The organism is Leifsonia xyli (assembly GCA_001647635.1).
Classification (GTDB): Bacteria; Actinomycetota; Actinomycetes; order Actinomycetales; family Microbacteriaceae; genus Leifsonia; species Leifsonia xyli_A.
This window is the reverse complement of record CP014761.1, coordinates 1,692,878-1,707,396: the sequence shown is the minus strand read 5'-3', so window position 1 is coordinate 1,707,396 and position 14,519 is coordinate 1,692,878. Positions and strand designations below refer to the sequence as shown.

At 70.5% G+C, this 14,519-nt stretch carries 9 protein-coding genes and 1 pseudogene; 4 read left to right on the top strand and 6 right to left on the bottom strand.

The annotated features are described in order from the left end of the window. Window position 1: 1 nt before the first annotated feature. From A0130_08400 to A0130_08390, 3 genes are all read right to left on the bottom strand, one after another. The gene (locus tag A0130_08400; protein ID ANF31688.1) at window positions 2-1,558 is read right to left on the bottom strand and encodes a hypothetical protein; all 1,557 of its coding nucleotides are present in this window, start codon (window positions 1,556-1,558) and stop codon (window positions 2-4) included. Beyond that, on the bottom strand, window positions 1,555-2,841 hold the full coding sequence (locus A0130_08395) for a hypothetical protein (GenBank protein ANF31687.1): 1,287 nt from the start codon (window positions 2,839-2,841) through the stop codon (window positions 1,555-1,557). The genes A0130_08400 and A0130_08395 overlap by 4 nt, the downstream gene beginning before the upstream one ends. A gap of 179 nt (window positions 2,842-3,020) precedes the next feature. Beyond that, window positions 3,021-7,448 carry a cell surface protein gene (locus A0130_08390; protein ID ANF31686.1) on the bottom strand — a complete coding sequence of 1,476 codons (4,428 nt, stop codon included), beginning with the start codon at window positions 7,446-7,448 and terminating at the stop codon, window positions 3,021-3,023. A gap of 217 nt (window positions 7,449-7,665) precedes the next feature. Here A0130_08390 and A0130_08385 point away from each other — a divergent pair, with 217 nt between their 5' ends. From A0130_08385 to A0130_08370, 4 genes are read left to right on the top strand one after another with little or no spacing between them, the layout of a single operon-like run. Then, window positions 7,666-8,832, top strand: coding sequence for a glycosyl transferase (locus A0130_08385; protein ID ANF31685.1), 1,167 nt, complete (start codon window positions 7,666-7,668; stop codon window positions 8,830-8,832). Next, a complete protein-coding gene (locus A0130_08380) occupies window positions 8,798-9,415 on the top strand; it encodes a hypothetical protein (protein ANF31684.1) in 618 nt (205 codons plus the stop codon). The genes A0130_08385 and A0130_08380 overlap by 35 nt, the downstream gene beginning before the upstream one ends. Next, window positions 9,412-9,957, top strand: coding sequence for a hypothetical protein (locus A0130_08375; GenBank protein ANF31683.1), 546 nt, complete (start codon window positions 9,412-9,414; stop codon window positions 9,955-9,957). Before A0130_08380 ends, A0130_08375 begins: the two co-directional genes overlap by 4 nt. Then, window positions 9,954-10,886, top strand: coding sequence for a hypothetical protein (locus A0130_08370; protein ID ANF31682.1), 933 nt, complete (start codon window positions 9,954-9,956; stop codon window positions 10,884-10,886). Before A0130_08375 ends, A0130_08370 begins: the two co-directional genes overlap by 4 nt. A gap of 57 nt (window positions 10,887-10,943) precedes the next feature. Here the strand turns inward: A0130_08370 and A0130_08365 are convergent. The 3 genes and pseudogenes from A0130_08365 to A0130_08355 form a co-directional block, all read right to left on the bottom strand. Further along, window positions 10,944-12,065, bottom strand: a pseudogene (locus A0130_08365) (hypothetical protein). Beyond that, window positions 12,049-12,819 carry a CDP-alcohol phosphatidyltransferase gene (locus A0130_08360; protein ID ANF31681.1) on the bottom strand — a complete coding sequence of 257 codons (771 nt, stop codon included), beginning with the start codon at window positions 12,817-12,819 and terminating at the stop codon, window positions 12,049-12,051. The pseudogene A0130_08365 and the gene A0130_08360 overlap by 17 nt, the downstream one beginning before the upstream one ends. Beyond that, the gene (locus tag A0130_08355; GenBank protein ID ANF31680.1) at window positions 12,819-14,336 is read right to left on the bottom strand and encodes a polyprenyl glycosylphosphotransferase; all 1,518 of its coding nucleotides are present in this window, start codon (window positions 14,334-14,336) and stop codon (window positions 12,819-12,821) included. Before A0130_08355 ends, A0130_08360 begins: the two co-directional genes overlap by 1 nt. Window positions 14,337-14,519 lie beyond the last annotated feature (183 nt).

Sequence of the window (14,519 nt, the reverse complement as noted above, 5' to 3'; positions counted from 1 at the left end):
GTCACTTCCGGCTGAGCGGGGCGGTCTCTGAGGGGGAGTCCTCGGTCTCCGTCTCGGCCTCGGTCGGGTTCGCGTCCGTCTGCGCGTCCGGCTTCACCTCCGGCTCGGCCGGCTTCGCGGTCGGCTCGCTCCGGCGTGGGATCAGCAGGCGGTTCTTGGGGGCGCGCCCCTCGGTCGCATGGTGCGAGGTGGGCGCGCCGGACGCGCCGCGGACCTCGTCCTCCTTGTAGTAGTAGTACGCGGTGCCGGAGCGCTTGCCCCGCGCCTTGTTGAGCACCACGCCGGCGACCGAACCGCCCGCACGCCGGATGGCGTCCACGGTGTGTGTCAGCTGGCTGCGGCGGACGGTCGTCCGGTCGACGACGACGACGGTCCCGTCGGCCACCGAGACCAGCGAGGCGGCGTCGGCGACCGCGCCGAGCGGCGGGGTGTCGATCACGATCACGTCGTACCTCTTCCGCGCCTCGGCGATGAGCGCCGCCATGGCCCGCGACGACAGCAGCTCGCTCGGGTTCGGCGGGATGCGTCCGGCCGTCAGCACGGTGAGGGCGCCGTCGCCCCACGGCTGGACGGCGTCCTCGAGCGAGATCCGCCCGGCCAGGATGGTGCTCAGACCGGTGTCGGGGACCATGCCGGTGTAGTGGGCGACGGCGGGCCGCCGGAGGTCGGCGTCGATCAGCAGGACGCGCTTGTCGCCCTCGCTGAGGGCGATGGCGAGGTTCGTCGCGACGGTGGACTTGCCCTCGCCCTGCACGGAGGAGGTGATCACGAACACCGGAGCCTCGACGTCCACCGCCACGAACTCGAGGTTGGCGCGCAGCTGCCGGAAGTCCTCGGCGCTGGGCGATCGGGTGTCGCCCACCATCGCGAGGCCCTGTGCCGCTCCACGACGCCGGCGGACGGTTCCCAGGCTGGGCGCGCCGGTGACGGCGAGCGCCTTCTCCTCCGAGTCGACCCGCGTGCTGAGCGCCTCCCAGAGCAGCAGGGCGCCGGCGGCGGCGAGGATGCCGACGATCAGTCCGAGGAGGATGTTGAGGCGCTCGTTCGGCGCCGAGGGGCCGGCGGGTTCGACGGCCGGTTCGATCACCCGCGTGGTCACCGTGCCGTTGCCCTGAGCGTTCTTCGGAGCGATGTCCTCCACCTCGGTGCGCAGGCTCGCCGCGACCGCGTTGGCGATGTCGGTCGCCTGCTTCGGGGACGTGTCCGTCACATCCAGCTGCAGCACGACGGTGTTCTGCGGTGTGGTGACCGAGATCTGCTTCGCCAGGGTGCCGGGCTCGACGCTCAGGTCGAGGCTGTCGATCACGGGCTGCAGCACGACCGGCGAGGTGGCCAGCTGGGCGAAGCTCAGCATCTGGTTCTGCGTGTATGTCGACCCCTGGTTGATGTCGTTGCCCGAGACGCCCGCGCTCAGCGAGAAGTACATGCTGGTGGTCGAGGTGTACATGCGGGTCGCGAGCTGGCTCACCCCCCAGCCGGCGAGCGCTCCGATGAGCGCGCCGGCGACGACGACGTACCAGAAGTGGCGGAACAGGGCGAGATACGGGTTCCGGGTCATGACGGTTCCTTAAGGGGTATCGGGCGGTACGGGCCGGTCGGGGCCGTGAGGGACGTCTCCGCCTCCGCGATCCGGCGGGAGCGCGCGAGCGACTGGCTGCTCGCGGCTATCCCGGCGACGGCGAAGAGGAAGATGGAGTACTGGGTGATCAGCGCGACGGTGGCGAGCGCGGGGATCTGGGCGACGAGGGCGATCGTGCCCGTCGTGGCCCTCCCGCGGAGCACGGTCCACACGGCCGCGACGAGCGCGATGCAGGCCAGCAGCATGGCGAGGAAGCCGTTGGTGAGGCCGGTCAGGACGAGCTGGCTGTCGATGGAGACGAAGTGCGCGAAGTGCAGCGTCCCGGCCGAGTCCTTCTGCGCGGAGTCGGCCACGCCGATGGGGTTCATGCTGCCGATGAGCGAGAGCAGGTCGCCGCGGTAGTCGGCGCTCCCGGTCGCCTCCGTGCCGGCGTCGTCGAACACCGAGAGGACCAGCGGAGCCGCGACCACGGTCGCGACACCGAGCACGGTGAGCATGATGGCCCGCACCCGGACGGACAGCTCGCGCGAGAAGAACACCGAGAGCAGCAGGGCGATGGCCGCGCAGAGCATGGCCGTGCGGCTGAAGCTGACGACGCATCCGCCGAGCATGACCGCGACCATCGCGAGCCGCAGCCAGAGCTTGAACGGCGCGGCGACCGCGAAGGGGATCGCGAGGGCGAGGCTCGCGCCCAAGGCGATCGAGTGGCCGAAGGCGGCCTCCGCCCGCGGCACGCCGCCGCGGATCTGGATAGTCCCCCACGCGCTGTAGAGCCCGTTCGAGGCGTGCAGCAGGATGAACGGGTTGAACTTCGTGAGGTACTCCGCCAGGGCGAACAGGCCGACGATCGTGAACGCGACGGCGATGGCTCCGCTGAGGAACGCGCCCGAGACGCGGAGCGCCGCCAGTCGACCGACCGCGTAGCCGACGGCGAAGTAGGTGGCCATCGTGACGAGGGTGCCGAAGGCGATGGAGGCGTTGGCGCCGAACAGTCCGGCGACGCCGAGAGCGAGCAGGATCAGCACGAAGAGGTCAGCGGGCACGAGGCGGAACTCCGGCACCGGGATGAGCGCGATGATCACGACGAGCCCGACCGCGCTCACGGCGGGGAGGAAGAGGTTGCCGTTCAGGCCGACGCCGACGCCGAGCCAGATCGGGATGAAGCAGAGCGCCGCCAGCCACAGCGCGACGGAGGCGCGAGGAGCACGCCGGAGGACGATCAGCAGGAGGGCGGCCGCGACGACGCCGAGCACCTGGATCATCAGGTGGTCAACGGAAGTCCCCGTCATCGTCGTGCCTCTCATCTGCGGGTCGGGCGCATGAGCCGGGGTCGGTCCGGCTGAGAAGTTGTCTCATGGTACTCGTCCGGCCCTGCGGCCGAATGGGTGACCGGGCGAGGCGTACTGCACGCCTCGCCCGGTCGTGTGTGCTGATGTTCCGCTCAGGCCACCGGCACCACCTGGTAGCCGGTGTACCGGACGATCACCGGGCTGGTGGTCGCCGTACCCGACAGGTACTCGCGGAGGCCGACGCTGCCGGCGACCTGCAGGGCGGCGGTGGAGTCCGTCGCCTGCAGCTGCCAGTTCGCCGGCGCCGCCTGCGACGAGGACCAGACCGAGGCCCGGATGGTCGTCGGGTTCGTGCCGGTCACCTGCACCCGGACCGACAGGGTGTCGCCCGCGTTGTAGGTGATGCCCGCGATGTTGGCCGCCGAGAGGGTGGTGGAGCCCTGCAGGAGCTGGAGCTGCACCTGGCCGGTCGACTTCACCCAGACCCGCGCCTCGTAGTCCGTAGCCCCCACCAGTCGGCCGATGACCGAGACGTAGGTCCCGCCGCCGGTCGGCATCGTGGTGGTGCTGAACTTCACCGTGGAGTCGGTGCTCGTCGACGAGACCGCGTTCAGCGAGCTCGTGCGGCTGGCGCCGAGGGTGGCCGACTGCTGGCCGTAGCCCGGAGCGACGGAGTAGTTCGTCGCCCCTCCGGAGACGGTCCAGGCGCCGCCGGTGTCGGCGTTGCCCCACCCGCTGGCGAGCGTGCGGCCGAACGCGTCGGCTGCGAGGGGCTGCGGTCCGACCGGCGCCGTCGGGGTGACGGTGGCGGTCTTCTGGGCCGTGGCGCCCTGGTTGTCGGTGACCGTCAGGGTGACCGTGTAGGTGCCGGCCGCCGCGTACGGGTGCGACGCCGTCGCTCCCGTGCTGGTCGCCCCGTCGCCCCAGTTCCAGGCGTAGCTCGCGATCGTGCCGTCGGGGTCGGAGGATCCGGATCCGTCGACCGAGACCGTGAGGTTCGTCGTGGTGGAGGTGAAGGAGGCCACCGGCGGCTGGTTGACCGGAGCGGTCACCGTCACCGTGTGGGTGGTCGCCGTGGAGGCGAGGCCCTGGTTGTCCGTGACCGTCAGGCCCACCGTGTAGGTGCCGGCGGCGCCGTAGGCGTGGGTCGTCGTCGCTCCGGTGCCGGTCTGGCCGTCACCGAAGTCCCAGGCGTACGAGGCGACCGTCCCGTCGGGGTCGCTCGACGTGGTGCCGTCGAACGAGGCCGTGAGGTTGCTCGCCGAGGAGGTGAACGCGGCCGTCGGGGCCTGGTTCGCCTTCGTGGCGACCACCTGCTGGGTGACGGGGGCGGACGCCGCACCGGAGTTGTCGGTGACCGTCAGCGTGACCGTGTAGGTGCCCGCGTTCTGGTAGACGTGGGTCGGTGTGGCGCCGATCCCCGTCTGACCGTCGCCGAAGTCCCACGCGTACGAGGCGACCGTGCCGTCCGGGTCGCTGGACGCCGTGGCGTCGAACGCTCCGCTCAGGTTGGTCATCGTCGCCGTGAAGGACGCCGTGGGCGCCTGGTTGGGCTTGTTGCCGGTGCCCAGGTTGTAGTGGTTCAGCACCGTCGTCGCGTCGAGCACGGTCGGGTAGACCGCCGCCTCGTCGATCGTGCCGTTGAACCACGGGCTGGACGAGCCCCAGGTGGTGTCGCCGCCGACCCGCCAGTAGCCGCTGTAGCCCTGTGCCTGGGTCTGCGGGTTGGTCCCGGAGAGCTGGCCGTCGACGTACAGCTTCATGCCGTCGGAGCCCTGCGTCGCGACCACCTGGTGCCACTTCCCGTCGTTGTAGGACGGGCCGGTGGTGATGGTGTTCGTCTGACCGGTCCAGACACCGAACACCAGCTGGCCGTTGTCCTGCATGTAGACATGGCGGTCGTAGTTGCTCGAGGTGCCGTTCGTGGCGTTGCCGAAGCCGATGATCTTGCCGCCGGAGGTGGTGGTCGTCTTGAACCACGCCTCTTCGGTGTAGACCGTCGGGTTCGAGTCCTGCGTCCCGTTGACCACCGCGCCGCCGTTGAAGGCGACCGCCGTGTTCGAGACGCCCGCGAGGGCTCCCGCCTGCTGCTGGGTGTAGGTGCCGATGTAGTTGCCGGTCACGCCGTTCGGGCCGGAGTCCGCCGCCGTGGAGCCGAGCGTCTCGCCGAGCCGCCAGTAGAACTCCGGGTTCCCCGCGTACACCGCGGCCCCGTAGGAGTCGGCCGGCGCGGGCGGGATCGGGGACGGCTGGCCGGCCGCCACCACCTGGGAGGCGATGGTGGTGCGGCTCAGCGCGGTCGGGTAGAGCGCGACCTGCCCGATCGAGCCGGCGAAGTTCTGGCTCGAGGGCTGCGAGGGCCATCCGTTGAGGTTGTCCCCGCCGATCCGCCAGTACCCGGAGTACTGCTGGCCCGTGGTCACGTCCGTGCGGCTGCCGACGAGCTTGCCGTCGACGTACAGCTGCATGCCGCTCGAGCTGAGGCTCGCGGTGAGCTGGTGCCACTTCCCGTCGTTGTAGGAGGCCGCGCTGTTCACGGTTGCGACGCCGCCCGGGTACACGCCGAACCAGATGCGACCCTGATTGTCCATGTAGACGTGGCGGTCGTAACTGCCCGAGCTGCCGGTGTTGGAGTTGCCGAAGCCGAGGATCTTGCCGCCGGAGGTGGTGGTGGTGTTGATCCAGGCCTGCACCGTGAAGGTGTTCGGACCGGTGATCTGCTGACCCGGGGTCACGAAGCTGTTCCCGTCGAAGACGGCGGCTCCGGACCCGCTGAGCGGACCGTTGGTCGTGCGGGTGACACCGCTCGGCAGCGTCAGGTCGTTGAACCCGACGTGGTCGTAGGCGGTCGCGCCGCTGGTCTCGTCCATCGGCCAGTAGGCGCTGGCGCCCGCACCGGTCACGCTGTCGGAGTACCCGCTCGACCCGTTGGCCGACGAGACGGTCACACTGGGCGTGTCACGGGAGACGGTGTTGTTGTCCGGGTCGTTGACCTTCACGTGGTAGACGTGCGTCGATCCGGGAACGAGGCCGGTGTCGATGAAGCCCATCGGAGGGGTCGTGTAGAAGTTGGACCGCTGCGTGGTCGTGTAGACCGGCGTCTTCTCCGCGTCCCGGTACACCTTGTAGGTCAGGTAGCCGTTGTCCTGGTCGACCGTGGCGTTCCAGGAGACGCGCACCTGCCCGCTGGCGAACGAGACCGCGTTCGGCACGAGCGGGATGCCCTGCGGGCCGACCTTGTTCGGGGCGACCGAGCGGACGCCGAAGCGGGTCAGGCCCTGCGAGGCGACGCCGTTGACGCTCGGGAACTCGCCGCCGGCCACGATGTACTTCGAGTTGCCGGCGATGGACCAGGTGGCCTGGCCCTGACCGGTGTACGTGCCGGTGGTGAAGTTCGGGAAGTAGTCCAGGAGCGCCGGAGACGGCTTGCCGCCCCAGTTGAAGTAGCCCATCGGGTCGTTCGCGAGGGTGCCCACCGCTGCGGCCGAGAAGCCCAGGAGGTGGTGGAACGTCCATTTCGGCGAGGTCTGCGGGAACCCGCCGCCTGCGATGTTGCCGCAGTAGTGCGGGTGGCCGACAGCGTAGAGGACGTTGTTCGTCGGGAACACGGAGTACGTGTCGCCGTGGCAGTCCTCGATCCACTGGATGTTCCCGGTGTTCGGGTCGGCCGAGAACGCGCCTTCGAGGTTGCCCGTGCCGCCGACCCAGTCGTAGCCCGAGCCGTAGACGGCGGTCGAGGTCGCGGCGAGGGCGGTGATGCTGGCGTTCTTGCCGTAGTCCTGGACCACCTGGTTGGCCGCCCACGGCAGGTAGGAGCCGGAGGTGGCGTCCACCGCTCCGAGGCCGAGCGCGGCCATGCCGGAGAGGCTGGCGAACTGGCCGCCGACGTAGACCTTCGAACCGTCGGTGCTCGCGGCGAGCGCGTTGACGTTGTAGTCGGCGTCGGCCTGGAATGGCAGCGTCGCGCCGGTGTTCGGGTCGAGGGCCGCGACGCGCTGCTTGGCGACGCCGTTGGCGGTCGTGAACCAGCCTCCGGCGTACACCGCGTTATTGGTCACGGCGAGCGCACGGACCGACGAGCCCATGACCGGCTTGAAGGAGGCGATGCGCTGTCCGGTCGCGGTGCTGTAGGCCGCGATGCGGTAGGCGCCGACGCCGTCCGCCGTGGTGAAGTCGCCCGCGACGTACACCTTGGTGCCGTCGGGGGAGCCGGCGACCGCGAGTGCCTGGGCGTTGAGCTGGGGGGCGAAGTTGGTGACCAGCTGGCCCGTCGTCACGTCGAACGCGAGCACGTTGTTGCGCGGGACCGTGTTGACGCCGGCGGCGGACCCGGCGGGCCGGGCCGTGGTGAACTTGCCCGCCACGTAGTCGATGTTGCCCACCACGGCCTGCGACCAGACGACGCCGTCGATCTGCGGGGTGGGGAGCACGTCAGAGGTGGTGGTGGGGGGTGTCGCGGGGTTCGTCGGATCGGGTGGAGCACTATCCGCGAACGCGGGACCGGCGGCGAAGAAGGTGCCGATGCCGAGCGCGATGGCTGTGGTGATGGCGAGCGTTCGCGCTCGTGGCAGTCGATTCATGGTCGGGTCTCCATGGGGGGTCGGGTCGGGCCGAGTCGTGTCCCCTCAGATGAAGTGACAGTTCCTCAACATTGCGTACAGGTTATCGCCTTCCGGCCGAGACGGAAGTGCCCCCAATCCGGGGGTGAGCATTATTCACTTTGTTCTGATCTGCGTTACTGTTGCCTCGATCGCACCCGACCGCGGTCATCGCGGCATTCGCCGAGGGGAGGAACGAATGGCGAGAACGCGCGTCCGCGCCGACGTCCCGACCGTGCGCATCCTGGGCACCCACGGCGTGCCGGCGAACTACGGCGGCTTCGAGACCGCCGCCGAGAACGTCGCCCTCTTCCTGCGCGACCAGGGCTGGCGGGTCATCGTCTACTGCCAGGCCGAAGGGCGCGGCCCGATCGTCGAGGACGAGTGGAACGGCATCCAGCGGGTGACCATCCCGGTCGCCGCGACGGGATGGCTCGGCACCAGCCGGTTCGACCTCCGCTCCATCGCCCACGCATCCCGCCGCCCCGGCCTCCACCTGACCTTCGGCTACAACACGGCCGTCTTCAACGTCTGGCAGCGCCTCCGGCGCATCCCGAACGTCATCAACATGGACGGCATCGAATGGTCCCGCGCCCGGTGGGGCAAGGCGAGACAGGCCATCCTCTACGTCAACGAGCGGATCGCGTGCGTCGTCGGCGACACCCTCATCGCCGACCACCCCGAGATCGAGGTGTACCTGCGGCGCAAGGCGCCGGCGCGCAAGATCACGATGATCACGTACGGCGCTTACCGCGTCGACGATGCCCCGGAGGCGCCGGCCCACGAGCTGGGGCTCGAGCCGGGACGGTACTTCACGCTCATCTGCCGGCCCATCCCCGAGAACTCGATCCTGGAGCTGGTGACCGCCTTCTCCGAGCGCCCCCGCGGCGTCCAGCTCGCCGTCTTCGGCTCCTACCGGCCCGACGAGGACGACTACCACCGCGCCGTCGTCGAGGCCGCGAGCGACGAGGTCCGGTTCGTCGGGTCGGTCTACGAGCCCGAGCGGATCGCCGCCCTCCGCTTCCACGGCCTCGGATACTTCCACGGCCACACCGTCGGCGGCACCAACCCGTCGCTGGTCGAGGCGATGGCCGCGGGCAACCCGGTCCTCGCCCACGACAACCCGTACAACCGGTGGGTGGCGCAGGACGCCGCCCTCTACTTCAGCACCGTCGCGGAGGCGTCGGAGCGGATCGACCGCCTCGTCGCCGACGCGGGCCTGCGTGCGCAGCTCGCCGCCGCATCCCGCGAGCGCCACGCCACCGAATTCACCTGGGAGCACGTCGCCGGTCAGTACCGCGATGTGCTCGCCTCCTACCTGGAGCGCACACATGACGATCGACGCACCCTCGACCCGGCCCGCTGACGACACCACGGCGGACGCCCCCGCCCGCACGGTGCGCGTCGGCGTGATCGGCCTCGGCAAGATGGGCCTCTCCCACCTCTCGATGATCAACGCCCATCCCGATGTGGAGGTGGTGGCGGTGGTCGACGCGGCGGGCTACATGCTCGACGTGCTCTCCAAATACACGGGGCTTCCCGGCTTCGGCTCGATCGACGCGATGCTCGCCGGCAGCGACGTCGACGCCGTGGTCGTCGCGACGCCGACCAAGCTGCACGCCCCCATGGTGCGCGCGCTCCTGGAGGCCGGCGTCGACGTCTTCTGTGAGAAGCCGCTCAGCTTGACCGCGGCCGACTCCGAGGAGCTGACGCGGCTCGCCGCCGACCACGGCCGCGTCACCCAGGTCGGCTACCACAACCGGTTCGTCGGCGCCTTCCGGGAGGTGAAGCGCCTCCTCGACCTCGGCGCGATCGGACGGGTCACGCACCTGCAGGCCGAGGCCTACGGCCCGGTGGTCCTGCGCGGCAAGGGCGGCACCTGGCGCAGCGATCGCAACGAGGGGGAGGGGCGCTGTACGACTACGCGGCGCATCCCCTCGACCTCATGACCTGGTACGCGGGCGACGTCCTCGGCGCGGGAGGCACGGTGCTGGAGTCGGTGTTCTCCGCCTCAACCGAGGACCAGGTCTACGGGACGCTGTACTTCGCCGACGGCATCAGCGGGCAGCTCTCCGTCGACTGGTCCGACGAGTCGTTCCGCAAGATGACGACGCAGCTCACGATCTCCGGCACCGCCGGCCGCATCCACGTCGACCGGCAGGAGGTGCAGGTCTACCTGCGCGACACCGCGCCCCAGATCGACGGCTACACGCGCGGCTGGAACGTGCGCTACACCACCGAGCTGACCGACCCCGTCTGGTTCTACCTCCGCGGCGAGGAGTACAGCGCCCAGCTCGACTACTTCGTGCACAGCGTTCTGGCCCGCCGTACGGACGGGCTCAACTCCTTCGCCAGCGCGGCGGCCACCGACCGCGCGCTCGCGCTGCTCACCGCGGACGCCGAGGCGCCGCACACCACCGCCGACGGCGTCGCCGCCTCCACCCCGGCCCCCGCCTCGTCGACACGACGCTTCCCCTGGAGGAGACGATGACCACCTCAGCCCCGACCCCGAGCGCGGCGCAGGCCGCGCGTCCGGAGCCCGTCGTGCTCGACCGGCTGCTGCTGGGCGACAACCAGTTCTTCGGCGTCAACCACATGTCCGAGGAGAAGGCGCGGGCGCAGGCGATGCGGTTCCAGCATGTGGACGCCATCATGGAGGTGATCGACGCCGCATACGACGAGGGCATCACCACCTTCATGTGCACGACGCACGATCGCATCGCCGAGGTCGCCGACCGCGTGCGGGCGGATCCCGCCCGTCACGCCGACTTCGCCTTCCTGCCGAGCATGCCGTACGCGCACAAGTACGCCGACGCGGTCACCGAAGCGGGCATGCTCGGCGCGATCAAGCGCTTCCTCCCCGAGGAGGGGCTGGTCAACGCGGCCCTCCGCGGCGGTCGCGCGCTCGCGAAGAAGGACGTGGAGGGCATCATCACGCTCCTCGTGGATGCGGAGCTCGCCATGTTCCGCGGCACGCGCACGCCGGTCGTCTGGCTGCAGAACGTCGTCGTCGACCTCCTGCTCGGGCTCGGCTTCCGCGACGCCTTCGGCGTCTTCGCCGAGCACGTCCGCTCCCGCTACGGCGCGGAGCCCGGCTTCATCACCATGAATCTGCCGCTCTGCCTCGACGTGCTCGCCGACCAGGGCATCGACAACCCCTTGGTGTGCTCCAACATCAACAAGATCGGGTTCCGGATGTCCGGAGGGCTCGACGCGTACCGCCGCACCCTCGAGGAGCGGCCGTTCCGCGCGGTCGCCATGAGCGTCTTCGCCTCCGGCGCGATCCCGGCGCGCGAGGCGATCGAATGGGTGGCGCAGCAGCCGAACATCGAGTCGATCGTGTTCGGGGCGTCCACCCGGGCGCACCTCGCGTCGACGAAGGCGCTAGTGGACGAGTACTTCCCGGCGCGCACGGCCTGAGCGCCGGGCGCGCCGCGTGCCGTCCACGGCACGGAGCATCCCTCGCACGGCGCCCGCGATCTCGGTGCGGTAGCGGCCCAGCGTGAAGCGCTGCAGAGCGGACGCGCGCGCGTCCTCCGCCATCCGGCGGGCGCGCTCCGGGTCGTCGATCAGGGTCTCGACGGCGTCGGCGAACGCCACCGGGTCGCCGGGGGTGACGAGCAGGCCGGTGCGGCCGTCCTCGATCGACTCCAGGTGGCCGAGGGCCCCGGCGGCGACGACCGGACGGCCGGCGAACTGCGCCTCGACGACGGCGTTGCCGAAGGGCTCGCGCAGCGAGGGGGCGAGGACGATGTCGGCGCGCTCCAGCGCGGGCCAGATCGGCGAGACGTAGCCGGGGAAGGCGACATGGCCGCGCAGGTCGGGCCGATCCGCCCGCTCGCGCAGCTGCTGCTCGTACCACTCGTAGCCGTCGAACGGCGTGCCGCACAGCTCGAGCCGCACATCCCGCCCTCGGGAGCGCAGGATGGCGGCGGCCTCGAGAGCCACGTCGGGCGCCTTGCGCGGCGACAGCCGGGCGACGACGCTCAGCGTCACGGGGCCCGCGAGGGAGCCCACCGGCGCGGGGCGGGTGGGCGGCTCGGTGACGCCGTTGTAGACCTCGACCGTCTTCTTCGCGAGCGCGGGCACCGCCGACGTGAGCGCCGCCGTGGAGGCGCGGCTGATCGAGAGGATGCGGTTCGCGCGCAGCAGAGGTGCATTCAGCGCGAAGCGCACCAGCCGGCCGTCGGTGGTCTCCGCCTCGTGCACGTGGCAGATCACGGGGACGCGAGCACGGCGGCCGGCCTCGATCCACCAGGGCAGCGTCACGGTGTTCACGTAGAGCACGTCCGGGTCCACCTCGCGGATGAGCGCGCTCAGCCGCCCGATCGACCGCAGGCCGCGCCAGCCGAGCGAGGCCACGCCGCCGATGGACGCGTCCGCCCGCCGCAGAACGGGGAAGGGCCGGATCATCACATCCGCGCCCCGCTCGCTCAGGCGCTGCTTGAGCGGGCCATCTGCGCCCAGCACGACGAGCACGTCGAACCCGTCCGCGATCAGGGCCTGGACGCTCTCCAGCATCTGCAGGTCCGACCCGTAGACGTCGCCCGAGGGATTCGCCACCAGGGCGAGCGGGCGGTGGTCATCGGGTGTGGGCATCGAGGACCTCCAGGTCGTGGAACCACTTGCGCAGGGCGACGACGAGGTAGAGCGCGTTCGCCGCGAAGAAGGCCGTGTAGACCCAGAAGAAGAGGAGCGGGAAGCCGGCGAGCACGAAGGCGAGGCAGAGGAAGCCGTAGTCCATCGGCAGCGCTGCCAGCGCGCGCAACGGCGTGCTGCGGCCGGTGTCGCTCGCCGCGCTCGCCGCGGGCGTCCAGCCCCGGGAGCGCTTCAACTGCTCGTTGAGGATGATGGTGAAGAAGATGACGGTGGCCACGATCCCGTAGCCCAGCGGCACGAGGAGCGCCGCGGTCGGGATGGGGTACCAGCGAAAGAACATCACCAGCACAGCCACGTGCAGGGTTGCGATCTTGGTCGCGTCCACGACATGGTCCAGCCACTCGCCCGCAAGCGAGCCGCCGCCCCGGAGCCGGGCGAGCTGCCCGTCGGCGGAGTCGAACGCGTAGCCGACGGCCAGCGCCATCCACACCAGCAGGCCGGTCCACCACTGCGGCGGGACGGCGACCAGCACGACGATGCCGGCGAGCGAGAAGCAGGCGCTGATCGCCGTCACGGCGTTCGGGGTGAGACCCGCCCGGTAGGCGAACGCGGCCAGGTGACGGCCCAGCGGCCGGTTCACGTAGATCGAGTACCCCGGCGCCCCGCGCGTCTTGATCTTCTGCGCGGCGGAGAGCCGCGCAACGATCTCGCGGTGGCCGGCGGGTGCGGCGCCGCCGACGGCTCCGGCCGACATCAGTACGCCCCCACCGGATGCGTCAGCACCTTGACGGTGCGCCACATGATCACGAGGTCGCCGGTGAGAGACCAGTTCTCCACGTAGTAGAGGTCGAGCCGCACGCTCTCCTCCCACGACAGGTCGGAGCGCCCGTTCACCTGCCACATTCCGGTGAGGCCGGGCTTGATGTACAGGCGACGGTGGACATGGTTCTCGTAGCCCTCCACCTCGGACGGCAGCGGCGGCCGCGGGCCCACCAGGCTCATGTCGCCGAGGAAGACGTTGACCAGCTGGGGGAGCTCATCCAGCGAGAACTTCCGCAGCACGTGGCCGACATGCGTCACCCGCGGGTCGTTCTTCATCTTGAACAGCAGCCCCTGGCCGTCGTTGGTGGCCTGCAGTGCGGCGAGGCGATCCTCCGCGTCGACGCACATGGAACGGAACTTGTACATCTTGAAGCGCTCGCCGTTGCGGCCGACGCGCTCCTGGGCGAAGATCACCGGGCCGCCGTCGTCGAGCTTCACGGCGATCGCCACGGCGAGGAACAGCGGCGAGAGCAGCAGCAGCGCGAGGCCGGAGGCGAAGAAGTCGAAGGCGCGCTTGAGCACGTGCTTTCCGCCCTCGAACTGCGGGATCTCCACGTGGATGAGCGGCAGGCCCTCCACCGGACGGAAGTGGATGCGCGGCCCCGCGACGTCGGTCAGCGGCGAGGCGAGCACGAGCTCCGTCGCCGTCCCCTCGAGCTGCCAGGCGAGCGTCCGGACGAAGTCGCCCGAGCTGAGGGCGCGGCCGGCCACGATCACCGTGTCCGCGCCCAGCCGCGCCGCAGCGTCAGCGACCCCCGACAGGTCGGAGACGATCGGGACCTCGCGCTCGGGGCCTGCGATCCGGCGCCGCATCTCGGCATCCTTCTTCGCGCCCTTGCGCTTTCCGGTGTCGAGAGCGGCACCCACGACGTTGTAGGCCGCTCCCGACTTCTGGTGGATCTGCCGCACGACGTAGTCGACGTCGGTGAAGCGGCCCACGACGAGCGCACGCGACAGGTAGTGGTCGAAGGTCCGCTGCTTGAACAGCCACCGGCGCCACAGCCACCGCGAGAACAGCACGCCGGCCATGCCGGCCGGGAGCGCGACGATGAAGTAGCCGCGGGCGATGTCGACCTTCGCGACGAGGAAGAGGATGGCGAGCAGACCGAACGTGGTGGCCGTCGCGGACACCACCCGGCGGTATTCGGAGACGCCGACGCCTACGACCCGGGCGTCGCGCGTGTGGTAGACCGACAGCGTGAACAGCCAGGTCGCGGCGATGATCAGCGACAGGTATAGGTAGCCGAGGTGGAAGCCGGACGTGGTCGCGACCGCGTCGTCGAAACCGAAGCGCACGAAGATGGCGCCGGTGGTCGTGGCGAGGATGATCGCGGTGTCCGTCGCCAGCAGCCGGTACTTGTACAACTTCGCCCAGGCGCGCTCGGAGCTGATGCCGGGAAGTGCGACGGGGGCGACGGGCGCGGTGAGCCGGGGACGGACGACGGTCATGCGCGCGCCTCCGTGCTCACCGGGGAGCCGACGGCGGCTGGGGGGAAACCGTGGTCTCGAACGGCTTCACCGCCGCCGGCTCCGCTCGAGGGGCGACCGTCGTGGATCCGCGCGCGCCGAGCGCTCCCCGGTCGGATGGGGTTGAGTGCGGGGAGCGCTCGGCACGGCGGAGTCGGGTACACG

Coding starts and splice junctions, on each gene's coding strand:
- A0130_08400 (ANF31688.1), bottom strand. CDS start 1,558: ATGACCCGGAACCCGTATCTCGCCCTGTTCCGCCACTTCTGGTACGTC.
- A0130_08395 (ANF31687.1), bottom strand. CDS start 2,841: ATGATCCAGGTGCTCGGCGTCGTCGCGGCCGCCCTCCTGCTGATCGTC.
- A0130_08390 (ANF31686.1), bottom strand. CDS start 7,448: ATGAATCGACTGCCACGAGCGCGAACGCTCGCCATCACCACAGCCATC.
- A0130_08385 (ANF31685.1), top strand. CDS start 7,666: ATGGCGAGAACGCGCGTCCGCGCCGACGTCCCGACCGTGCGCATCCTG.
- A0130_08380 (ANF31684.1), top strand. CDS start 8,798: ATGACGATCGACGCACCCTCGACCCGGCCCGCTGACGACACCACGGCG.
- A0130_08375 (ANF31683.1), top strand. CDS start 9,412: ATGACCTGGTACGCGGGCGACGTCCTCGGCGCGGGAGGCACGGTGCTG.
- A0130_08370 (ANF31682.1), top strand. CDS start 9,954: ATGACCACCTCAGCCCCGACCCCGAGCGCGGCGCAGGCCGCGCGTCCG.
- A0130_08360 (ANF31681.1), bottom strand. CDS start 12,819: ATGTCGGCCGGAGCCGTCGGCGGCGCCGCACCCGCCGGCCACCGCGAG.
- A0130_08355 (ANF31680.1), bottom strand. CDS start 14,336: ATGACCGTCGTCCGTCCCCGGCTCACCGCGCCCGTCGCCCCCGTCGCA.